Origin of the sequence: Mesorhizobium sp. B1-1-5 (assembly GCF_006443065.1) — a bacterium.
Taxonomy (GTDB): Bacteria; Pseudomonadota; Alphaproteobacteria; order Rhizobiales; family Rhizobiaceae; genus Mesorhizobium.
The window spans coordinates 71,785-92,459 of sequence record NZ_VFWS01000004.1; the positions used below are offsets into that span (position 1 = coordinate 71,785).

At 63.3% G+C, this 20,675-nt stretch carries 19 protein-coding genes; 11 read left to right on the forward strand and 8 right to left on the reverse strand.

Annotated features, from left to right (window positions below; translation table 11 throughout):
- Positions 1-19: 19 nt before the first annotated feature.
- Positions 20-730 carry a DNA helicase gene (locus FJ980_RS02890; protein ID WP_140541442.1) on the reverse strand — a complete coding sequence of 237 codons (711 nt, stop codon included), beginning with the start codon at positions 728-730 and terminating at the stop codon, positions 20-22.
- Between the two features lie 283 nt (positions 731-1,013).
- Between FJ980_RS02890 and FJ980_RS02895 the strand changes: the two genes are divergently transcribed.
- Positions 1,014-2,012: a hypothetical protein gene (locus FJ980_RS02895; RefSeq protein WP_140541443.1), complete on the forward strand. Its 999-nt coding sequence runs from the start codon at positions 1,014-1,016 to the stop codon at positions 2,010-2,012.
- Between the two features lie 9 nt (positions 2,013-2,021).
- Here FJ980_RS02895 and FJ980_RS02900 read toward each other — a convergent pair whose 3' ends face one another.
- Positions 2,022-2,471, reverse strand: a complete 450-nt coding sequence (locus tag FJ980_RS02900) for a GatB/YqeY domain-containing protein (protein ID WP_140541444.1) — start codon at positions 2,469-2,471, stop codon at positions 2,022-2,024.
- A 260-nt stretch (positions 2,472-2,731) separates the two neighbouring features.
- Here FJ980_RS02900 and carA point away from each other — a divergent pair, with 260 nt between their 5' ends.
- A complete protein-coding gene (gene carA, locus FJ980_RS02905) occupies positions 2,732-3,937 on the forward strand; it encodes a glutamine-hydrolyzing carbamoyl-phosphate synthase small subunit (protein WP_140541445.1) in 1,206 nt (401 codons plus the stop codon).
- 56 nt (positions 3,938-3,993) lie between these two features.
- Here the strand turns inward: carA and FJ980_RS02910 are convergent, their stop codons facing one another.
- The 3 genes from FJ980_RS02910 to mntR all read right to left on the reverse strand — a co-directional run bounded on the left by FJ980_RS02910 (position 3,994) and on the right by mntR (position 6,959).
- A complete protein-coding gene (locus FJ980_RS02910) occupies positions 3,994-5,262 on the reverse strand; it encodes a TCR/Tet family MFS transporter (RefSeq protein ID WP_140541446.1) in 1,269 nt (422 codons plus the stop codon).
- Between the two features lie 166 nt (positions 5,263-5,428).
- Positions 5,429-6,349 (reverse strand): neutral zinc metallopeptidase, encoded by a 921-nt coding sequence (locus FJ980_RS02915; RefSeq protein ID WP_140541447.1) that lies wholly within the window; start codon positions 6,347-6,349, stop codon positions 5,429-5,431.
- 154 nt (positions 6,350-6,503) lie between these two features.
- Positions 6,504-6,959, reverse strand: a complete 456-nt coding sequence (gene mntR, locus FJ980_RS02920) for a manganese-binding transcriptional regulator MntR (protein ID WP_140541448.1) — start codon at positions 6,957-6,959, stop codon at positions 6,504-6,506.
- A 224-nt stretch (positions 6,960-7,183) separates the two neighbouring features.
- On the opposite strand from mntR, the gene FJ980_RS02925 reads away from it, so the two are divergent.
- The 3 genes from FJ980_RS02925 to FJ980_RS02935 all read left to right on the forward strand — a co-directional run bounded on the left by FJ980_RS02925 (position 7,184) and on the right by FJ980_RS02935 (position 10,225).
- A complete protein-coding gene (locus FJ980_RS02925; RefSeq protein ID WP_140541449.1) occupies positions 7,184-8,542 on the forward strand; it encodes an Nramp family divalent metal transporter in 1,359 nt (452 codons plus the stop codon).
- Positions 8,543-8,578: 36 nt separating this feature from the next.
- Entirely contained in the window at positions 8,579-9,421 is an 843-nt protein-coding gene (locus FJ980_RS02930; RefSeq protein WP_140541450.1) for a protein-L-isoaspartate O-methyltransferase, read from the forward strand.
- A 153-nt stretch (positions 9,422-9,574) separates the two neighbouring features.
- A complete protein-coding gene (locus FJ980_RS02935) occupies positions 9,575-10,225 on the forward strand; it encodes a dihydrofolate reductase family protein (RefSeq protein WP_140541451.1) in 651 nt (216 codons plus the stop codon).
- Positions 10,226-10,303: 78 nt separating this feature from the next.
- Here the strand turns inward: FJ980_RS02935 and FJ980_RS02940 are convergent, their stop codons facing one another.
- The gene (locus FJ980_RS02940; RefSeq protein WP_140541452.1) at positions 10,304-11,170 is read right to left on the reverse strand and encodes a LysR substrate-binding domain-containing protein; all 867 of its coding nucleotides are present in this window, start codon (positions 11,168-11,170) and stop codon (positions 10,304-10,306) included.
- Positions 11,171-11,269: 99 nt separating this feature from the next.
- On the opposite strand from FJ980_RS02940, the gene FJ980_RS02945 reads away from it, so the two are divergent.
- Entirely contained in the window at positions 11,270-11,869 is a 600-nt protein-coding gene (locus FJ980_RS02945; protein WP_140541453.1) for a LysE family translocator, read from the forward strand.
- A 361-nt stretch (positions 11,870-12,230) separates the two neighbouring features.
- On the opposite strand, the gene FJ980_RS02950 is transcribed toward FJ980_RS02945, so the two are convergent.
- The gene (locus FJ980_RS02950) at positions 12,231-13,409 is read right to left on the reverse strand and encodes an MFS transporter (protein WP_140541454.1); all 1,179 of its coding nucleotides are present in this window, start codon (positions 13,407-13,409) and stop codon (positions 12,231-12,233) included.
- A 195-nt stretch (positions 13,410-13,604) separates the two neighbouring features.
- On the opposite strand from FJ980_RS02950, the gene FJ980_RS02955 reads away from it, so the two are divergent.
- From FJ980_RS02955 to FJ980_RS02975, 5 genes are all read left to right on the forward strand, one after another.
- Entirely contained in the window at positions 13,605-13,961 is a 357-nt protein-coding gene (locus tag FJ980_RS02955) for a helix-turn-helix transcriptional regulator (protein ID WP_140541455.1), read from the forward strand.
- A 139-nt stretch (positions 13,962-14,100) separates the two neighbouring features.
- Positions 14,101-14,910 (forward strand): SH3 domain-containing protein, encoded by an 810-nt coding sequence (locus FJ980_RS02960; protein ID WP_140541456.1) that lies wholly within the window; start codon positions 14,101-14,103, stop codon positions 14,908-14,910.
- Positions 14,911-15,146: 236 nt separating this feature from the next.
- The gene (gene carB, locus FJ980_RS02965; RefSeq protein WP_140541457.1) at positions 15,147-18,650 is read left to right on the forward strand and encodes a carbamoyl-phosphate synthase large subunit; all 3,504 of its coding nucleotides are present in this window, start codon (positions 15,147-15,149) and stop codon (positions 18,648-18,650) included.
- Between the two features lie 199 nt (positions 18,651-18,849).
- Complete coding sequence (locus FJ980_RS02970) at positions 18,850-19,530, forward strand: hypothetical protein (RefSeq protein ID WP_140541458.1); 681 nt, start codon at positions 18,850-18,852, stop codon at positions 19,528-19,530.
- Positions 19,530-20,228 carry a pentapeptide repeat-containing protein gene (locus FJ980_RS02975; protein WP_140541459.1) on the forward strand — a complete coding sequence of 233 codons (699 nt, stop codon included), beginning with the start codon at positions 19,530-19,532 and terminating at the stop codon, positions 20,226-20,228. The genes FJ980_RS02970 and FJ980_RS02975 overlap by 1 nt, the downstream gene beginning before the upstream one ends.
- Before the next feature lie 38 nt (positions 20,229-20,266).
- Here FJ980_RS02975 and FJ980_RS02980 read toward each other — a convergent pair whose 3' ends face one another.
- The gene (locus FJ980_RS02980; RefSeq protein ID WP_140541460.1) at positions 20,267-20,659 is read right to left on the reverse strand and encodes a RidA family protein; all 393 of its coding nucleotides are present in this window, start codon (positions 20,657-20,659) and stop codon (positions 20,267-20,269) included.
- Between the last annotated feature and the right edge of the window lie 16 nt (positions 20,660-20,675).

Genomic DNA, 20,675 nt, shown 5'->3' on the forward strand with positions numbered 1-20,675 from the left:
GAAGCGATACGGATCGCTCTCAAGTCGCCTGAAACCGGATTTCGCCCTTGTTCAGGAAACAGGCTTTGTCGAACAGCGACAGGTCGAGCGGGTTCGGCAGCCGGATATCGCCGATATCCGGGAATGCTTTCCGGGCGGAATCATATGACCTGTCGACCTGCGAGATGAAGATGAGCACCAGTCCCCGTTCCCGGGCAAACGATTTCAAGGCGCGGATCTGGACCATGAGTTCCGGATTCTCCCGCTTCTGGTCGAGCAGTTGCAGATAGTCGATGACCGCCAGCGTGCCGCGCGGCGCCGCCCGCAACGCCTCGATGATGTAGGCGGCGCTGATGGCGTCGGAATTGTCGAACTCGAACAGGCGGTTGAAATCGGCTGGGTCGACGCCGATGTCACGGAACCGATCGAGGATATCGGCATGCATGTATTCCAGGGTGAAGAATACGGCGCGACTGCCTTGCTTCATGGCGGCTACGGCAAGTTCGAGGCTCATCAGCGTCTTGCCCTGCCCCGGCCGCGCCGCCACGAGGACCATGTCGCCGGGGATCAGCCGCGCCAACAAGGCGCCGGCTGGCGCAGCCTCGGCGGCCTTAGCCGCAAGCAGGCTCCAACTGCCGAAGCCTTGCTTGGCGGCAACGCGGTCGAGCGCCTGGTGGAGGGGCACATTTTCGTTGCGGGACAGAAGTCTCGCCTGGCGCTTCAGATGATAGACGGGTGCGGAAAACCGCATCGAAAAACCTCCTGCCGCGAGCAGTCTTGACAACCCCTCCTTATGCCTGGCGCTCGAACAGTTGGTTCGGTGATAAACTGCCCTGCATGAATGATGCTTCCCGACGGAGGGAGGAGGCGTGGGCGCGCCGGAATCAGATCATAGCTCAATCGAAGCGGGCCGAAAATCCGACCTCCAAAAGGCGTCGCTAAACTAGAAGTGTTTCGCCGATGCGTGCGAGACCTTCTATAATCGTCCATGCTGATTCACGGGTACGAGACATTTCGACGGGAGGGGCAAGAGGGTGCGGTTGAGATCTGTTCCGCGGGGCGCGGCCATCTTCTGCCTTGTCGCGATCCTGGCCGCCCTGACGGCATCGGTCAGCTCTTTTGCGGCCTTGCGGCCGTCGACCGTTCCCGACTGGCTGCAGCGCCATGTCGGCGACGGCGAAGGCCAGATCTCTCAGGTCGTGCTGGAGCGGGCGCGCGCGCTCTACCAGAAGAAGGTCAACGAAGGTTCGGTCAGCAACCCCTGCTACTTCGCCATGGATGCCACGCGTCCCGGGGATTTGGGCAACAGCGTGCCTGGCCAGCGCTACTACACCATTTGTGAAAGCAAGCAGCTCTTCCGCGCGGTTTCCTCGGGCCATGGCGGCGGCCGCAACCTGAAAGGCGTTGCCGATTTTTCCAACGGCAGGCGCTGCGCCAAGAATTTCGGCAATGCCATGGACTCGGCGCTGACAGCCGGCGGCGCCTATATGACGGCCGAGACCAAGACGTCCTTCAAGGGCTACTACCGTGTCGGCGCGCAGAACGCGGTGTTCATGCGCAGCTTCATCCAATTCGACGGCGAAGGCGAAGCGGCGAACGCCAGGCAGCGCGTGATCGGCGGCCATCCGGCCGCGATCTTGAAGGGCCTGTGCATGCGCAAGAGCCCGCAAAGCTCCTATGCCGACCATGACGGCCTCGTTCCGTTCGGCAAGCTGGTGAACTATGCCGGCGGCCGCAGCAATGGCTGCACCAGCTGGTCGCCCGCCGACGCCGAGCAGATCATCCCCCTCGTGAAGAACAAACCGACGACGCTCTACATCTATCCGGAATCGCGCGACATCGCCGCTGTCGCCCGGGCCAAGGCCGCCGGCCAGGCGCTCTCAAACGCGGGCACCTATTGGAACGCCTCCTGCCTGAAGGAGATCGGCACTCCCAAATTCTGGCCGAAGAACATGCTGGAGCCCATCATCGTCCAGTACAGGAAGGATCATCCGGCGCCGCCCCCGCAGCCGGTGCCGATCTGCAAGGACTGAGACCGTCGTCTATTGCAGCAACCCCTTGATGATGGCGCTTGCCTTGGCGAAGTCCATCTGCCCGGCATATTTCTGCTTCAGCGCGCCGATCACCTTGCCCATGTCCTTCTGGCTGGCGGCGCCTGTCGCCGCGATCGCCTCGCGCGCCGCAGCCTGGATCGCCGCGTCGTCGAGCTGCGTCGGCAGGAACTCGCGGATGATCTCCATCTCGCCGCGCTCCTGCGCCGCCAGCTCCGGCCGCTTGCCGTCCTCGAAGGCCTTGGCGGATTCCTCGCGCTGCTTCACCATCTTGGCGAGGATCTGCAGGATCTCCTCCTCGCCGGCAGGCGGCTTTCCGGCGCCGCGATTATCGATGTCGCGATCGTGGATGGCGGCCTGGATCAGCCGCAGCGTCGGCAGGCGGTGCTTGTCCTGCGCCTTCATCGCGCTCTTCATGGATTCGGCGATTTTCTCGCGCATCGTGCTTCTCCTTCGAATGCGGCGGACAATAGCTTTGCCGAACGGTCAACGCAAATTCCGGCAAGCCGCTGATATTGCTGGACGAAAGCAAATCGGCCGTGGTCCGGGGGCGCCGCATTGACCGCTCCGGCGCGTTCGCCTATGTACTCGGTCCTGCATGAGACAATGAGTTGACGCGTGGGAGCCGGGCAATCCAGCTTCGCGCCTTGCTGCGCAAATGGTCCTCCCGACCGATTGCCGCGCCTGACAGGAGTGCCGCCATGGCCACGACCACCGCCCCGTGGGCAACCGAAAAGCCGACCGCCCTTCTGGTGCTCGCCGACGGCACGGTGATCGAAGGCCGCGGCCTTGGCGCCACGGGATCGGCGGTTGCGGAAGTGTGCTTCAACACCGCGCTGACCGGTTATGAAGAAATCCTCACCGATCCGTCTTACGCCGGCCAGATCGTCACCTTCACCTTCCCGCATATCGGCAATGTCGGCACCAATGACGAGGACATCGAGGATTTGCATCCAGCCGCCCGCGCCGGCGCTGTCGGCGCGATCTTCAAGGCCAACGTCACCGACCCGTCGAACTATCGCGCCGCCGGCCATCTCGACCAGTGGCTGAAGCGGCGCGGCATCGTCGCGCTGTCCGGCATCGACACCCGCGCGCTGACTGTGCTGATCCGCGAGAAGGGCATGCCCAATGCCGTCATCGCGCATGCGCCCGACGGCGTCTTCGACATCGAGGACCTGAAGCGGCAGGCCGCGGCCTGGTCGGGTCTGATCGGCCTCGATCTCGCCAAGGAGGTCACGTCGGGCCAGTCTTCGGTCTGGCGCGAGACGCCCTGGATCTGGAACGAGGGTTATGGCGAGCTGGGCGAGCCTTCCATGCACGTCGTGGCCGTCGACTATGGCGTCAAGCGCAACATCCTGCGCCTGCTTGCGGGCCTCGGCGCCAAGGTCACCGTCGTGCCGGCCAAGACCGGCGCCGAGGAGATTATGGCCATGCAGCCGGACGGCATCTTCCTGTCGAACGGCCCCGGCGATCCGGAAGCGACCGGCGAATATGCCGTGCCGGTGATCCAGGACCTCTTGAAGACCGACATCCCGGTGTTCGGCATCTGCCTCGGCCATCAGATGCTGGCGCTGGCGCTCGGCGGCAGGACCGAGAAGATGCACCAGGGCCATCACGGCGCCAACCATCCGGTCAAGGACCACACCACCGGCAAGGTCGAGATCGTCTCGATGAACCACGGTTTCGCCGTCGACGCCGACTCGCTGCCCGAAGGCGTCGAGGAAACCCATGTCTCGCTCTTCGACGGCTCGAATTGCGGCATCGCGCTGACCGGCCGTCCAGTGTTCTCGGTCCAGCATCATCCCGAGGCCTCGCCCGGCCCGCAGGATTCGCACTACCTGTTCCGGCGCTTCGTCAACCTCATCCGCGAACGCCGCGGCGAGGAAGCGCTGGCTGAACGCGTCTAACAGCCAACGCGGCAGGCCGCCATTTGCAGGCCGGCCTCACCTGAATATCGAGCGCCTCACGCCGCGTCAGTCACCGGTTCCTGCGTGTGCATGCGCTCGACTTCCTTCGGCGTCGGCTTGGCAACTTTCGTCACGAAGACGATCACTGCAAGCGTCAGGAAAATTGCGCCGAGCACATAGGGCGCGCCGCCGAACACGACCGGCGCCGCCGGGCCTGTGAACCAGGAAAATATCGCGGTGTAGAGCAGCGGCGTGATGATCGAGGTGATCGAGAAGATCGAGGTCATCGCGCCCTGCAATTCGCCCTGCGCCGAGGGCGGCACCTTGGCGGCGGCGAGGCTTCTGAGCGGCGGATCGGCCAGCGCCTCCAGGCAGCCGGCCACGATGACCGCATAGATCATCCAGCCTTGCGTCGAAAACGCATAGCCGAAGGCGCTGAGCGCGGTGAAGGTCAGCCCGATCGCCGCCGTCCTCCACTCGCCGATCTTGGGAATGATCCGCGGCAGCACCGTCGCCATGATGATCGCCCCGCACAGGCCGAAGGCGCCGAGCGAGAAGCCGATCTGCTGCTGGTTCCAGCCATAGCGGTAGTTGGAGACGAACGCCCAGACCGCCGGATACATCATATGGCCGAGCGTCATCAGGAAGAACACCAGCCCGATCCAGCCGATGCCCGGATAATTGCGCATCTGCATGAGCGTGCCGACCGGATTGGCGCGCTTCCATTCGAAACGGCGACGATGCTTTTCGTCCAGCGTCTCGGGCAGCAGGAACATCGCGATCAGGAAATTCACGAAGGCAAGTGCTGCGGCGAAATAGAACGGCACGCGCGGCCCGAACGTGCCGAGCAGACCGCCCAGCACCGGGCCGATGACGAAGCCGACGCCGAAGGCGATGCCGAGCAGGCCGAAATTCTTTGCCCGGTTCTCGTCGTTCGAGATGTCGGCGATGAAGGCCGATGTCGTCGAATAGCTGGCGCCGGAAACACCGGCGAGCACGCGGCCGATGAACAGCAGCGGATAGGACCAGGCGATGGCGCAGATCAGGTTGTCGATGGAAAAGGTCAGCACCGAGGCAAGCAGGATCGGCCGCCGCCCGAAGCGGTCGCTCAAGCCGCCCATGATCGGCGCGAAGACGAACTGCATCGCCGCATAGACGAAGAACAGCCAGCCGCCCTCGATCGCGGCCTGGCTGACGCTGACGCCGCTCAGTTCCTCCAGATAGGCCGGCAGCACCGGCATGATGATGCCGAAACCGATGATATCGAGCAGCAGCGTGGTGAAAACGAGCGCAAGGCCCCGCCTGGCGGTTTTGGGGTCGATCATGATGATAATCTCCTCAGGCCGCCCGGGGGCAAAGGCGGGAGGCATCTTATAGGCGACGTCGCCTACAGGAACAATACGCGAACGATGGCAATTGCCTCATCCTGACATCACTTGCCAGCCGCCTTTGATCGCCGATCCTCGCCGCCAAGGAAGCGGTAGGGTCGGGTCAGATCGGACCGCCCATCGTATTGCAGTCGGACAGCTTGCCGCTCTTGATGCCGCGCGCCAGCCACGTCTGCCGCTGCTGCGAGGTGCCGTGGTTGAAGCTTTCCGGCACGACATAGCCCTGCATCCTCTTCTGCAGCGTGTCGTCGCCGATCTGCTTGGCCGCGTTCAGCGCGCTTTCGATATCGCCCTGCTCCAGGATGCCCTTCTGCTGCGTGTAATGTGCCCAGACACCAGCGAAGCAATCGGCCTGAAGCTCGATGCGCACCGACAGCTGGTTGGCGTCGGCCTCGCTCATGCCTTGCCGCATCTGGTTGAACTTGCCCATGATGCCGGTGAGGTTCTGCACATGGTGGCCGACCTCATGCGCCACCACATAGGCACGGGCGAATTCGCCGGACGCGCCGAACTGCTGGTCGAGCTGCTGGAAGAAGGTCATGTCGAGATAGACCTTGCGATCGCCTGGGCAGTAGAACGGCCCGGCCGCCGCCGAGGCGAAGCCACAGGCCGAACGAACCTGGCCGCTGAACAGCACCAGCTTGGGATCCTCGTAAGTCAGGCCCTGGGATTTGAAAATGCCGGTCCAGGTGTCCTCGGTATCGGCAAGCACGGTCGCGACGAACTGCTTCATCTCGTCATTGGCGGGCGCGTTGCCATTGTCCTGTGTGTCGGAGATCTGGCCGCCGCCTCCCGGCACCAGGCCCCCGCTGCCGTCACCCAGGATCTGCGATGGATCGAAGCCGAAATACCATCCTGCGAGCACGACAAGGATAACCAGGATGATGCTGCCGCCGCCACCGGTACGGCCGCCGATGGGGATGCGGAACTGGCCACCGCCGCCCAGTCCGCCGCCAGGCCCGCCGCCGCTGTCGCTGCGTTCGTCTTCGATGTTGTCGCTCTGACGACGGCCTCTCCAAAGCATGGCAACTCCTCGCGACACGAATGTCCTGGAGGGACCGGCATGCCACCGCCCCCTGCCGACAATTATCGCAACGAATACGTCAAGTCAGTATTTTTCGCGAGGTCGGAACCGACACTTTGCGTCCTGTAGCGCTATTCCCGTATCGGGCCTGAGCTCAACGAGCGGAGGTCATCGCCCGGCGGAAAGCTTCCAGCGTTTCGGCGCTGACATGGTGCTCGATGCCCTCGGCGTCGATGCGCGCCGTCTCGGCGCTGACGCCGAGAGAGCGCAGGAACGCCTCGACCGTCTGGTGCCGGATCCGGCTTTCCTCGGCGACCTTGCGGCCGGCCTCGGTCAGGAACACACCCCGATAGGGCTTTCGCGACACCAGCCCGTCGGCGCACAGCCTGGTCAGCATCTTTGCCACCGTCGGCTGCGCGACGCCGAGCCTTGCCGCGATATCCACCTGCCGCGCTTCATTGCCGTCCTCGATCAGGTCGGCGATCAGCTCGACATAGTCCTCGACCAGCGCGCTACGGCGCGCCTCGCGCGTCTGCCGGAAACCCTCCGAATGGATTTCGGCATCGGGAAGCGGCTCTTCGCGTCGAACCGGTTTGTTCCTCAGCGCCAATCCGCGCTCCTCCTTGAATCGGGGACCGCATCCATAACACGAACCCCTGATGGTCCGGCCGTTTATTTGCATTCCCGCTCATGCGCAACCGGCGTTTGCGGCAGCCCGCCGCCAGCCTTGTCTCGGCTCATCACGAAAGCATGATCAATGAAATATAGCATATTGCATAATGTTGAGCCATGGCGTAGATAAGAGGCATATTCGACAATTCCAGCGGAAATCCCATGTCCGATGCCGATGCAGCAACCGTAGCCCGACCCGCATGGCGATTCGACAGGCCCGACGAAGAGCAGCCGAGCCTGCGCGAGGTGAACGCCTCGATCGCGGTACCGCGGACCGGCGTCTGGTTCCGCCGCCTGTTCGCCTTCATGGGGCCGGGCTACATGGTCTCCGTCGGCTATATGGACCCCGGCAACTGGGCGACCGACCTCGCCGGTGGCGCCCAGTTCGGCTACACGCTGCTTTTCATCATCATGCTGTCGAACCTGATGGCGATCCTGCTGCAGGCGCTTGCCGCACGTCTCGGCATCGCCACCGGCCGCGACCTCGCCCAGGCCTGCCGCGCCTATTATCCGCGCCCGGTCAATCTGCTGCTCTGGATCGCCTGCGAGCTGGCCATCATCGCCTGCGACCTCGCCGAGGTGATCGGCACGGCGATTGCGCTGCAGCTTCTGTTCGGCATCCCGCTGATCGGCGGCGCCATCCTCACCGCGCTCGATGCTTTCCTTGTGCTGCTGCTGATGAACAAGGGCTTCCGCTATCTCGAGGCCTTCGTCGTCGCGCTGCTGATCATCATCTTCGGCTGCTTTGCCATCCAGATCTTCGTCGCCGCGCCGCCGGCCGGCACGATCCTGCATTCGATGTTCGTGCCCTCGCCCGAGATCGTCACCAATCCGGCGATGCTCTACATTGCCATCGGCATCATCGGCGCGACGGTCATGCCGCATAATCTCTATCTGCATTCCTCGATCGTGCAGACCCGCGCCTATGAGCGTACCGATGCCGGCAAGCGCGACGCCATCAAATGGGCGACGACGGACTCGACCATCGCGCTGATCCTGGCGCTGTTCGTCAATGCGTCGATCCTGATCGTCGCAGCGGTCGCCTTCCACGATACCGGCCATCACCACGTCGCCGAGATCGGCCAGGCCTTCGAGCTGCTCTCGCCGCTGCTCGGCCTCGGCATTGCCTCGATCCTGTTCGCCGTCGCGCTGCTTGCCTCCGGCCTCAACTCGACCGTCACCGCGACGCTCGCCGGCCAGATCGTGATGGAAGGCTTCCTGCGCCTGCGCATCCCGCAATGGACGCGGCGCCTGGTGACGCGCGGCATTGCCATTATCCCCGTGGTGGTCGTCACGGCACTCTATGGCGAGAAGGGAACCGGCCAGCTGCTCGTCTTCAGCCAGGTGATCCTGTCGATGCAGCTGCCCTTCGCGGTGGTGCCGCTGGTGCAGTTCGTGTCGGACAAGAAGAAGATGGGCAATTTCGCCATACCGCGCGGCGTTGCGGCGCTGGCCTGGGTGGTTGCCGCCGTCATCCTCGTTCTCAATTTCAAGCTCCTCTACGACACGGTCGCCGGCTGACCGCGACATTCGCGCCGGCCGCGCTATCTTCGCGCCATGGCCAAACCGGACGAAGCCCGCAGATTCTACGCCAGGCTGATGGCTGCGCACGCCCGGTCGGCCGATCCACGCATCGAGGAGGCGTTCGCCGCGGTGCCGCGCGAGGCCTTCCTGGGTCCGGGGCCATGGACCGTCTTTGCCGGCGAAGGCCGGTTCCAGACGCCAAGCGCCGATCCTGGCTATATCTACCAGAATGTCCTCGTCGTGCTCGATGCCGACAAGGGCATCAACAATGGCGAGCCGATGCTGCACGCGATGTGGCTCGGCAAGGTCGAGCCGAAGCCGGGCGAGCACGTCACCCATATCGGCGCCGGTACCGGCTATTACACGGCGCTTCTGGCGAGGCTGGTCGAGCCGGGCGGCGGCGTCACCGCCTTCGAGATCGAGGCCGGCCTTGCCGCGCGCGCCAAGGCGAACCTCGCCCGGTACCGAAACATCGAGGTGATCCATGGCGACGCCGTCGCCAACCCTTTGCCGCCCTCCGACATCATCTATGTCAATGCCGGCGTCGTCGCGCCGCCCGCCGCGTGGCTGAAAGCGCTGAAGCCCGGCGGCCGCATGATCTTTCCGTGGCGTCCCTCCGAAACCGTCGGCCTCGCGGTGGTCGTAATGCGCCTGGAAAACGGCTTTGCCTGCCGGCCCTTCATGGGCTCCTGGTTCATCCCTTGCGTCGGCGCCTCCGTTGCCGGGCCGGGCGCGAAAATACCGACACGTGAGCGCGCCGCGCGCACGCGCTCGATCTGGCTGAGGAAAGACAAGGCGCCCGACCGCACCGCCACCGCCGTCTCCGGTGAGGTCTGGTTCTCGTCACGCGCCATTCGCGCCGGCGACACGCGCTAAAAATTCGTGGGGCTGTGTCGGAGAGCAGCCTTGCCGTTCGTCCTTGGAGCAATTCCAGGAAAAGTGCGAAGCGGTTTTCCGTCAGGAATTGCGTCGAATGCTTTAGGCAGAAATCCGGCCGCGACGGCGCGGATCGTGAAAGGGAGAAGACAGATGCGCAAGATCATCGCCGCCACATTCGTTAGCCTCGACGGCGTCATGCAGGCGCCGGGCGGGCCGGAAGAGGATCCGGTCGGCGGCTTCAAATTCGGCGGCTGGACCTTCCATTATTTTGACGAGGTGGCAGGCGCGGCCATGGAGGAGATGTTCTCCAAGCCGTTCGACCTGCTGCTCGGCCGCAGAACCTACGATATCTTCGCCGCGTACTGGCCGTATCAGAACGATCCGATCGCGGCTGTCTTCAACCCCGCGGTCAAATATGTGGCGACGCACCGGCCGGATACGCTGACCTGGCAGAACACGCAGTCGCTCGGACCGGATGTCGTTGCAAGGCTCAAGGAGCTCAAGCAGGAAGATGGACCCGACCTGCTCATCCAGGGATCGGGCAATCTGATCCAGACCCTGCTCGCCAACGGGCTGATCGACGAGATCCGGCTGATGACCTTCCCGCTGCTGCTGGGCAAGGGCAAGCGGCTGTTCGGCGACGACGCGATGCCGGCGGCCTTCAAGCTCGTCAAATCGCAGGCTTCCACCACCGGCGTCATCATGGCGACCTATGAGCGCGGAGGCGAAATCCGTACGGGCTCGTTTGCCCAGCAGGAGCCTTCGGAAGCCGAGCTCGAACGGCGCAAGAACTGGAAGTAGAATTTGGGGAAGTTGTCGCCGGCTGGAACATCTGTCTCGGCGCAGCGCCGAGACGGACACTCCAGCGGAGTGAGACTTTCAGGCCGCCTCGCTCCGCCTAACCAAGCCTTTGCGGATATGTGCCGCAAACTCTCGCGCCGCCGGTCGGGTGGCATGTTTCGGCAGATGCAGGTTGACGGAGAAATTCGGCAGCGCCGGCAGGCTTGCGTCTGACAATATGTCGAGATCGGCCGGGACCGTCGAGGCAAGCCACGCGGTCACCGCGAGGTCCGAGCGCACCGTCGCGGTCGTGGCATCGATGTTGCCGTTCTCGAACACTGTGCGCCAGTCGAGCCCCTGCTCACCGAGCGCTGTCAGCACCGCCGGTCGGAAGGCGCAGGTGTCGGCGACGATCGAAACCGGCAGCGGCCGCTTCAGGCGTGCCGCCCCGCCTCTTGCGCCGACCCAGACCAGCCGGTCGACGAGCAGGCATTCGCCAAGGGTCGGGCCGACACGCTCCTCGATGACGGCAAGGTCGATAGTGCCCGCCGCCAGGGCCGCCGCGAGTTCCGGCGAGGACGCGCAGATCAGCGAAATCTCCACCTGCAGATAGGCTTCCGCATAGGCCTTCAGCACGGGCGCGAGCAACGTGCCGACGAGGTCGTAAGGCACGCCGATCCGCACCTGCCCGGCAACCGCCCTTCCCCTGATCTCGGCAAGGATCTCATCGTTGAGCTGCAGCAGGCGGCGGGCTTTGTCGAGCAGCCGCTCGCCGGGCCGCGTCAGCTTGAGGCCGCGGCGGTCGCGCTCGAACAGGCTCTGGCCGAGCACCTCCTCCAGCCGCCTGACCTGCTGGCTGACAGCGCCTTGCGTCAGGTGAAGCGCATTGGCCGCCGCCGTCATGCTGGCCTTGTCCGCGGTGGTGACGAAGGTGCGGATGAGGGTCGTGTCGAGGTCGCGGATCATGGCTGGAATTATAATCGCTAATGCAAACCATATCAAACATTGCATTTACTGATGCCGCGAAGCGCCTAAGCATGCCAGCTCCTCGATTGGGAAGCCCGAATGTCCGACACCATCATCCCGCTGGTCCTGTTCGCGCTGATCTCGACCTCGACGCCCGGCATCGCCACGACATTATCGACCGCGTCGGGCGCGCAATTCGGCTTTCGCCGGTCGGTGCCGCTGATGGCCGGGAGCGCCGCGGGGCTGGCTACCGTGGCGGCCGCGGGCGCGGCGGGCCTCGCCGGCCTGCTCACCGCCGTGCCATCCCTGCAGCTTGCCATGAAGATCGCCGGCTCGCTCTATCTGATCTGGCTGGCGATCAAGATCGGCCGCAGCGGCCCGCCCAATCTCGACATCAGCATGGCCAGGCCGAACAGCTTTTTCGGCGGCGCCGGCATCCAGTGGATGAATCCGAAAGGCTGGGCGATGGGGCTCGGCGCCGCCGCATCCTTCGCGGCACTGGCGGATGGTCCGTTGCAGCTTGCGCTGTTGCTGGGCGCCGTGTTCGGGCTGACCGCAGCCTTCTCGCTGTCGCTGTGGTGCGTGGCGGGAACCCTGCTTGCCCGCCTGCTCAAGACGGAGCGCCAGTGGCGCGCGCTCAACATCGTGCTCGGCCTGTTGCTGGCCGCCTCGATCCTGCAGATGTGGCGACCGGTATAAACGCTGGTTCCTCGCCCCGCGAAGGTGGCTACGCTATGCACATCTTCTGTGACCGGCGTGACTGATCGATCTGAGGTTTGATTGCCACGTGGTTCCCCCAATCCGTCGCCGCTTCGCAGCGCCACTTTTCCTCCCTCCGGAGGGAAAGGAAGGGAGCGTTGCTGGACGGGCGTTGACGGCAAAAGGCTTGGCGCCTTCCTCTACCCCGTCGATCGGGGGAGAGGTGGCTCGGCGAAGCCGAGACGGAGTGGGGGTCGACCAGCGCTACATTGGACAATGCATGCGGCCGCCGACTTGTCGGAAAAACAGACGAAGAAACGATCCTTGGCGCCAGGCCGCCAGTCAGTCTCCATGGGCAGCTTTATTCCGCCGGCATCGCCACGGGGCGGGCCAACATCCGGCCGGCAAGCACGACGCCCAGGCCGATGATCGGGAACACCGCCGCAATCAGGCCGAGATCGGCCGGCGCGCCGAAGCGCAGCACTGCGGCGCCGACCACCGCGCCCAGGGCGACGCCCAGATAGAGCGCCGAAGCATTGAGCGACAGCACGATGGGCGCGGCATCCGGCGCGATCTTTATGATGCGGCTCGCCTGCGCCGGCGGGAAGGCCCAGCCGACAATGCCCCACGGCACCATCATACCCATCAGCGCCGGCCCGGCGATCGATTGCGGCAGGAAGGTCGGGATCAGCGAGAAGGTGGCGAGCATCGCGGCGGAGAGCGCCAGCGACCAGGCGACGGTTCGGGTGGCGCCGAAGCGGTCGGCGGCCTGTCCGCCGGCGATGTTGCCGATGACGGCGCCGACGCCGAAGGCGAGCAGCATGCCCGGCAGCGCGATCGCAGAGAGCCCGCCGCCTTCTATGGCCAAGGGCGCGATGAAGGCAAAGACGGTGAAGGCTCCGATCAGCGCCAGCACCGTGGTCAGCAGGATCGGCATCACGCCGGGCCGCACTGCCGCCGCCAGCCGCGCCCTCAGCGGCAGCTTGGTGCCGACGATGCCGCGCGGCAACCGGTACCAAAGGATCGCACCGGCCAGCGCGCCGAGCCCGGCAATGGCGAAGAAAGTGCCGCGCCAGCCGGCAATGGCCGCTACCAGCGCGCCGAGCGGCGCGCCGACGGCAACCGCCACAGTGGTGCCGCCGACGACGACGGCGATGGCGCGCGCCCGATGGTGGTCGTCGACCAGCGCCACTGCCGTGCCTTGCGCGGTCGCCGCGAACAGGCCGGACGACAGCGCCATCACGATGCGGGCGATCAAAAGCACCTCGAAGGACGAACTGAGCGCGGCAGCAACATTGCCAAGGACGAAGAACACCAGCGTCCATAAGATGACGCGCCGCCGGTCCCATTCGCCGGTCAGCGTCGCCAGCACCGGCGCGCCGAACGCATAGGCGAGCGCGAAGGCGGTGATCAGCGAGCCGGCGAGCGGCACGGATATGCCGGCGTCAGTCGCGATATCGGGAAGAAGGCTGGAGATGACGAAGCCTTCGGTCGAGATCGCAAACGATCCGAGCGCAAGCCAGAAGATCCGCTTGTCCATGGGGAACCGTCCTTAGTTCAAAAGTTATTGAACAATTGGACATAACAGGGCATGATGTCAACCGAGCCGGCAGAAAATAGCTGAACCCTGCTGACAGCCCTGTGTCAGGACGGGCCGAAAGGGAAGAGGCTAATGTCTGTCGGCAGAAAAGGAAGCCGCGTTGAAGTTCGTGCCGTTTATGCTTAATTCTGGGCCATGAGCCTGCCCCATCCAACCGCCGACCAGATCAGCCTGCCGATCGTGCTCGCCGTGCTCGGCGACCCGACCCGGCTTGCCATTGTCCGCTATCTGGCTCGCAAGGAAGGCGTGCCGATGAACTGCAGCAAGTTCCTCGACCTCGCCTCCAAGACCAATCTCAGCTACCACCTCGCCAAGCTGCGCGAGGCGGGCGTCACCCGCAGCGAGGCGGCAGGCACCAGCCGACTTATAACGCTGCGCCGCGACGACCTCGACAAGCGCTTTCCCGGCCTGCTCGACAGCGTGATCGCCGCGGCTGACGGCGACAAGGATCTGCCGGCGGTCGGCACGTCTGAGATCGAGGTTTCGGCCTGAACGATCTGCGCGTGCCCTGGGCCTCACAATTCCGCTAAAATTCAGCATGACATCCCGCGGTCTCGCCGACTATAACCCATCGCCTTGCGGTCGGAGCTCCCTTTGGCCCTGGGCGCGACTCGGAAAAATGCAGCCAAAGATGAAGCGCAAAACTACGCTCCGACTGACGCTGAAGGCACTCTTCGCCGTTCCCTCGCTGCTTGCGGCCCTGCCGGCCATGGCCCAGGATGCGCCGGGACCGATCGTTTCGATTATCGGCGGCCTGGCGCCGGACGATCTCCTCAACATCCGCGTCACCGCTTCGCCGAGTGGAAAAGTGGCGGCGCGGCTGCCCAACGGCACGGCCGTCAAGAATTTCGGCTGTAACGTCGTCAACGGCTATCCCTGGTGCAAGGTCGAGGATGCGCGGGATGCGCATATCGTCGGTTGGGCGCCCGCCCGCTATCTTAGCCCCAACAACCCTGCGCCGGCGCCTGAAGATGCCGCCGCGCCGGCGGCCGCGGCGCCTCAACCTTCCGAGGAGCCGCAACCTGACATCGCGGCGCGCTTGGGTGGCGGGGAGCCGGCCGAGCCGCCATCTGCGGCCGAGATCGGCAGGACCGCCATGCAGGACGCGTATGGCCTCGCCTTCGCGGCCTCGGCCAGCGCCGGGTCCGACACCCTGGACGCCGGCATCCCCTGCGCCCGCCATGTCGGCCAGCCGATGACCCGCTGCGAAATCAGTGTCGCGCATGAGGGCGGCGACAGCGTCGTGACCGTGACCTGGCCGGACGGCGGCACGCGCCTCATTAATTTCCACGACGGCAAGCCCGCCGGCTCCGACTCCCCCGACGAATTCCGCTTCACCCGCGAAGGCAGCCTCAACATGATCCGCATCGGCGTGTCCGAGCGCTTCGAGATCACGGATCAGGTGGCGTTGGGTGAACAGGCAGTAGGCAGTAGGGATTAGGCAATAGGCTCCGAACCCACATGCTGGCTACTGGCTACTGGCTACTGGCTACTGCCTACTGCCTACTGCCTACTGCCTGCTGCCTGCACCCTACTCCCTCATTTTCGGGGTTACATCCGCCAAAACTCTTCCCTATAAGGCCCTCCTAGCCTGATACCAGAATCGCAAGCACAACCGGCCGGGTCCTTCCCGCCCGGTTTTTCGTGCAAGCTGCTCGCCGAACGGAACCCGCAGACATGCCAAGACGCACCGACATCAAGTCGATCCTGATCATCGGGGCCGGCCCCATCGTCATCGGCCAGGCTTGCGAGTTCGACTATTCCGGCACCCAGGCCTGCAAGGCGCTGAAGGAAGAGGGTTTCCGCGTCATCCTGGTCAACTCCAATCCGGCCACCATCATGACCGATCCGGAGCTGGCCGACGCCACCTATATCGAGCCGATCACGCCCGAAGTGGTGGCCAAGATCATCGCCAAGGAGCGGCCGGACGCGCTGCTGCCGACCATGGGCGGCCAGACCGCGCTCAACACCGCGCTGTCGCTGCGCCGCATGGGCGTGCTCGAGCGCTATCAAGTGGAGATGATCGGCGCCGACGCTCATGCCATCGACAAGGCCGAGGACCGCGCGCTGTTCCGCGAGGCGATGAGCAAGATCGGGCTGGAGACGCCGAAGTCGATGCTGGCCAACGCCACCGACGTCAAGAACGCTGACCGCAAGACGCATGAGGCCGAGCGCGCCGCGCTGAAGGCCGAACATCCCGAAAACCTCGACGCCGCCCTCGATGCGTTGGAAACCCGCTGGAATCTCGGCGAAGGCGACCGCAAGCAGCGCTATATCAGCCACGCCATGGCGATCGCCGCCCAGGCGCTCGACCATGTCGGCCTGCCGGCCATCATCCGCCCCTCCTTCACCATGGGCGGCACCGGCGGCGGCATCGCCTACAACCGCGCCGAATTCTACGACATCGTCCAGTCCGGCCTCGATGCCTCGCCCACCACCGAGGTGCTGATCGAGGAGAGTGTGCTCGGCTGGAAGGAGTATGAGATGGAGGTCGTCCGCGACAAGGCGGACAATTGCATCATCATCTGCTCGATCGAGAACCTCGATCCGATGGGCGTGCACACCGGCGACAGCATCACCGTCGCGCCGGCGCTGACCTTGACCGACAAGGAATACCAGATGATGCGCAACGCCTCGATCGCGGTGCTGCGCGAGATCGGCGTCGAGACCGGCGGCTCCAACGTGCAGTTCGCCGTCAACCCGGCCGACGGCCGGCTGGTGGTCATCGAGATGAACCCGCGCGTCTCGCGCTCGTCGGCGCTTGCCTCCAAGGCCACCGGCTTCCCGATTGCCAAGGTCGCGGCCAAGCTTGCCGTCGGCTACACGCTGGACGAGCTGGAGAACGATATCACCGGCGGCGCGACCCCGGCCTCGTTTGAGCCGACCATCGACTACGTGGTGACGAAGATCCCGCGCTTTGCGTTTGAAAAATTCCCCGGCGCCGAGCCGGTGCTGACCACTGCCATGAAGTCGGTGGGCGAAGTGATGGCCATCGGCCGCACTTTTCAGGAATCGCTGCAGAAGGCTTTGCGTGGACTGGAAACGGGTCTCACCGGATTGGATGAGATCGAGATTCCGGGCCTTGGCCACGGGAGCACCGCCGCAAGCCATGTCGACGACCGCAACGCCATCCGCGCAGCACTCGGCACGCCGACGCCGGACCGGCTGCGCATGGTGGCGCAGGCGATCCGCATGGGCACCTCGCTGGAAGACGTGCATGCCATGTGCAAGATCGACCCCTGGTTCCTCGAGCAGATCGCCGCCATCATCGCCATGGAGGAACGCATCCGCGAGCATGGCCTGCCGCAGGACGCCGTCAATCTGCGCATGCTGAAGGCGATGGGTTTTTCCGACGCCCGCCTCGCCTCGCTGACGAAGACCGACGCGGAAGTGATTCAGAAGGCTAGGCAAAAGCTCGACGTTCATCCGGTCTACAAGCGCATCGACACCTGCGCCGCCGAATTCGCCTCGCCGACCGCCTATATGTACTCGACCTATGAAGTGCCCTTCGTCGGCGAGCCTGCCAACGAGGCGCGCGTGTCGTCGCGCAAGAAGGTCGTGATCCTCGGCGGCGGCCCGAACCGTATCGGCCAGGGCATCGAGTTCGACTATTGCTGCTGCCACGCCGCCTTCGCGCTGCGCGACGCCGGCTATGAAGCGATCATGATCAACTGCAACCCGGAGACGGTCTCGACCGACTACGACACCTCCGACCGGCTCTATTTCGATCCGCTGACGGCGGAGGACGTGCTGGAGATCCTGCGCGCCGAGCAGGCCTCGGGCGAGCTGGTCGGCGTCATCGTCCAGTTCGGCGGCCAGACGCCGCTGAAGCTGGCCGACGCGCTGGAGAAGGCCGGCATCCCGATCCTCGGCACCTCGCCCGACATGATCGACCTAGCGGAGGACCGCGACCGCTTCCAGAAGCTCTTGCACAAGCTCAACCTCAGCCAGCCGAAGAACGGCATCGCCTATTCGGTCGAGCAGGCCCGCCTCGTCGCCGGCGAGCTAGGATTCCCGCTGGTGGTGCGCCCCTCCTATGTGCTCGGCGGCCGCGCCATGCAGATCATCCATGACGAGGGCATGCTGCAGACCTACCTGCTCGACACCGTCCCCGGCCTGGTGCCGGAGGACATCAAGCAGAAATACCCCAACGACAAGACCGGTCAGATCAACACGCTGCTCGGCAAGAACCCGCTTCTGTTCGACACCTATCTCTCCGGCGCCATCGAGGTCGATGTCGATTGCCTGTGCGACGGCAAGGATACTTTCGTCTCCGGCATTCTGGAGCATATCGAGGAAGCCGGGATCCATTCGGGCGATAGCGCCTGCTCGCTCCCCGTTCACTCGCTGCCCTCCGATCTCGTCGACGAGCTGGAGCGCCAGACGGCGGCCCTGGCGCGCGCGCTCAATGTCGGCGGCCTTATGAACGTGCAGTATGCGATCAAGGACGGCACGGTCTATGTGCTGGAGGTGAACCCCCGCGCCTCGCGCACCGTGCCCTTCGTCGCCAAGACCATTGGACGTCCGATCGCCAAGATCGCGGCTCGCATCATGGCTGGCGAGACGCTGGAAAACGCCTTCGCCCATTACGGCGCCATGCCCGATCCTAGGCGGCCCGGCCACATCGCGGTCAAGGAAGCCGTCTTCCCCTTCGCCCGTTTCCCCGGCGTCGACATCCTGCTCGGCCCGGAAATGCGCTCGACCGGCGAGGTCATGGGCCTCGACCGCGACTTTGCGCTGGCCTTCGCCAAGAGCCAGCTCGGAGCGGGTGTCGATCTCCCCCGCGCCGGCACGCTGTTCGTCTCCGTGCGCGACGAGGACAAGAAGGGCATCCTGCCGGCCGTGAAACGCCTCGCCGGCCAGGGTTTTAAAGTGCTCGCCACCTCCGGCACCGCCCGCTTCCTCGCCGAGAACGGTGTGACGGCCGAAAAGATCAACAAGGTGCTCGAAGGCCGCCCCCACATCGAGGACGCCATCCGCAACCGCCAGGTCCAGATCGTCTTTAACACCACCGACGGCCAGAAGGCGGTATCGGACTCGAAATCGCTGCGCCGCGCCACGCTGATGCAGAAGGTGCCGTATTACACGACGCTGTCGGGTGCGGCAGCGGTGGCGGAGGCGATTGCGGCGCTGCGGGCGGGGAACTTGGAGGTGCGGCCGCTGCAGGAGTATTTTGCTTAGGTGATTAACTCTGCCTTCAGAGTTCCGACAGGCCGTCTGCAGCGTGAGCTTTGGCACGCATGGCATCCTGCATGGGGTAACGCTAAGCCGTCAGTCGAGCTCCGACCAAGAGACCACAGCCAACAAGTATTTCAATTATTTGCGGATTGAACCGACGCTTGCTAATTTCAGTACATAGCGGCGGAGTCGGGATTTTTCCGTGGACAGTTCGAAGGCCTTGGTCAGTGCGACACTTGCTCTTTCACCTACAAACAAGGTTGGAAAGACTTTAGGTCTCACGGTTCGCGCCGGGGAGGCCAAGATCGGCTGGCATTTCCCTACTATTCGTTATGCGGTGAGCCGCATAGTCCTTCATTTTCACACAGAAGATTGTTCTCTTCCAGAAGAGGATTGGGCTTTTGACGCCATAACTTTGGGAGACATAGAGGTAGCCCACGAGATTTCGGAGACTACCGAAATCAACAAAGGTGTAGACAATGAATGGATGGCATCTATCTCTGCGTCCGCCCCAAGTGGAGGCGTAAAATCATCTCGTTCGGGATCAATCAAAAAAACAGGTGTAAAGACGTCACGATTTTCCACGACAAACAAGTCGATTTTGGCGCATGGAAATGAGGTAAAGCCAGCTTGGAGTCTTACCTCTGAACTGGGGCAAAGACCGCTGCTTGGAACACTTATCAAACACGACCGGTTCTGCAGAGCCGAGCCCAACGGGCCTAAGCCAAAAGTTTCCGTCTCGTTCGAAATCCCGTATGACGCCCTTCTATTCAAGCGGATGGATGGCTCATTCTCATCTGGGAATAAATTTGGAATTATAAGGCTCTTGTTGCGAGCATCGATATGTGAACGAAACCAACCTCTCTGTGAAACGGATTTATAGTGGTGGTGGAACTAGACGAGGTTTTGGCGAAGGTTCATTCAGCCGATACCGACAACTTTGTAGAGTTGGTGAGGATATCGGGCCTCGATCCAGCATCGGATTTTCGTTTTGCTAATTTTGAGGGCATGGATTTTTCAAATTGCAAATTGAGAGGATTTGATTTCACGGGCTGCGATTTCACAAAAGCTAATATCGGAAACGCCAATTTCAGCGGCGCCGTTACTAAAGGCGCCAAGTTCACCAACAATTCCAGCTCGTCGGATCGAATTAGAACTCAAGCACTCATTCAAAAGAGACGAGAAATCGTAACTGCGATGTCCTCCCGGCTTGGGGATACATTGATACAAACAAGTCAGGCAATGTATCAAAACGCCGATGGGAAAAAGAGGATAGCGTGCACAATATCGAAGAGATACGATGGCCGAACACCGTATTGGTACGCATACCACCCAAAATGGGATGATTTTCTGAGAGACGCGCCGGATGGATATTTCGTACTCGGTTGTCTAGATTTAAAAATTGCGTTTTCCATCCCTAGATTGGTTGTAAATAGACTTCTAATTGATCTTCACGCTTCAAAAACAAAAACAAGCCAATATTGGCACGTTCACATCGGCGAGCCGGCAGAGGGTGAATATGTTTTGATAATCCCTCACAAAAAGACCGTCAGCTTAAAACCTTATGAGTTTCTAATTTGACTTATCTGCGGGCGCTGCACCTGCCCATGATTCAGGCCTCAAGCCACAGCCACGCACTCGATCTCGATATCGAATTCCATCGGCCATGACGCCACCGGCACGAAACTCCGCGCCGGCGGGTCGATGCTGAAATATTTCGCATAGACCCGGTTGATGGCGTTGTAGAAGCCGGAATTGACGGCGTAGATGCGCACCATCACCACTTTGTCCAGCGAGGTGCCGGCCGCTTCCAGGCAGTGTTTCAAGGCCTTCAGCGATGCTTCGGTCTGGGTCTCGATGTCGCCGCGCACCATCTCGCCGGTCGACATATCCACCGGCGGCGTCGCCGAGATGAAGACGAAGCCGTTGGCCCGCACCGCCGTCGAGCACGGCAGGCCGAGCGAACGCACCTTTGCCGACATCACGGGCACTTCGATGACTTCCTTGTCCATGGCGGTCCTCCCATTG

Bases quoted from the DNA above. Each gene is read 5' to 3' on its own strand.
- FJ980_RS02890 (WP_140541442.1), bottom strand. From the start codon at position 730: ATGCGGTTTTCCGCACCCGTCTATCATCTGAAGCGCCAGGCGAGACTT.
- FJ980_RS02900 (WP_140541444.1), bottom strand. From the start codon at position 2,471: ATGCGCGAGAAAATCGCCGAATCCATGAAGAGCGCGATGAAGGCGCAG.
- carA (WP_140541445.1), top strand. From the start codon at position 2,732: ATGGCCACGACCACCGCCCCGTGGGCAACCGAAAAGCCGACCGCCCTT.
- FJ980_RS02910 (WP_140541446.1), bottom strand. From the start codon at position 5,262: ATGATCGACCCCAAAACCGCCAGGCGGGGCCTTGCGCTCGTTTTCACC.
- FJ980_RS02915 (WP_140541447.1), bottom strand. From the start codon at position 6,349: ATGCTTTGGAGAGGCCGTCGTCAGAGCGACAACATCGAAGACGAACGC.
- FJ980_RS02925 (WP_140541449.1), top strand. From the start codon at position 7,184: ATGTCCGATGCCGATGCAGCAACCGTAGCCCGACCCGCATGGCGATTC.
- FJ980_RS02930 (WP_140541450.1), top strand. From the start codon at position 8,579: ATGGCCAAACCGGACGAAGCCCGCAGATTCTACGCCAGGCTGATGGCT.
- FJ980_RS02935 (WP_140541451.1), top strand. From the start codon at position 9,575: ATGCGCAAGATCATCGCCGCCACATTCGTTAGCCTCGACGGCGTCATG.
- FJ980_RS02940 (WP_140541452.1), bottom strand. From the start codon at position 11,170: ATGATCCGCGACCTCGACACGACCCTCATCCGCACCTTCGTCACCACC.
- FJ980_RS02945 (WP_140541453.1), top strand. From the start codon at position 11,270: ATGTCCGACACCATCATCCCGCTGGTCCTGTTCGCGCTGATCTCGACC.
- FJ980_RS02950 (WP_140541454.1), bottom strand. From the start codon at position 13,409: ATGGACAAGCGGATCTTCTGGCTTGCGCTCGGATCGTTTGCGATCTCG.
- FJ980_RS02955 (WP_140541455.1), top strand. From the start codon at position 13,605: ATGAGCCTGCCCCATCCAACCGCCGACCAGATCAGCCTGCCGATCGTG.
- FJ980_RS02960 (WP_140541456.1), top strand. From the start codon at position 14,101: ATGAAGCGCAAAACTACGCTCCGACTGACGCTGAAGGCACTCTTCGCC.
- carB (WP_140541457.1), top strand. From the start codon at position 15,147: ATGCCAAGACGCACCGACATCAAGTCGATCCTGATCATCGGGGCCGGC.
- FJ980_RS02980 (WP_140541460.1), bottom strand. From the start codon at position 20,659: ATGGACAAGGAAGTCATCGAAGTGCCCGTGATGTCGGCAAAGGTGCGT.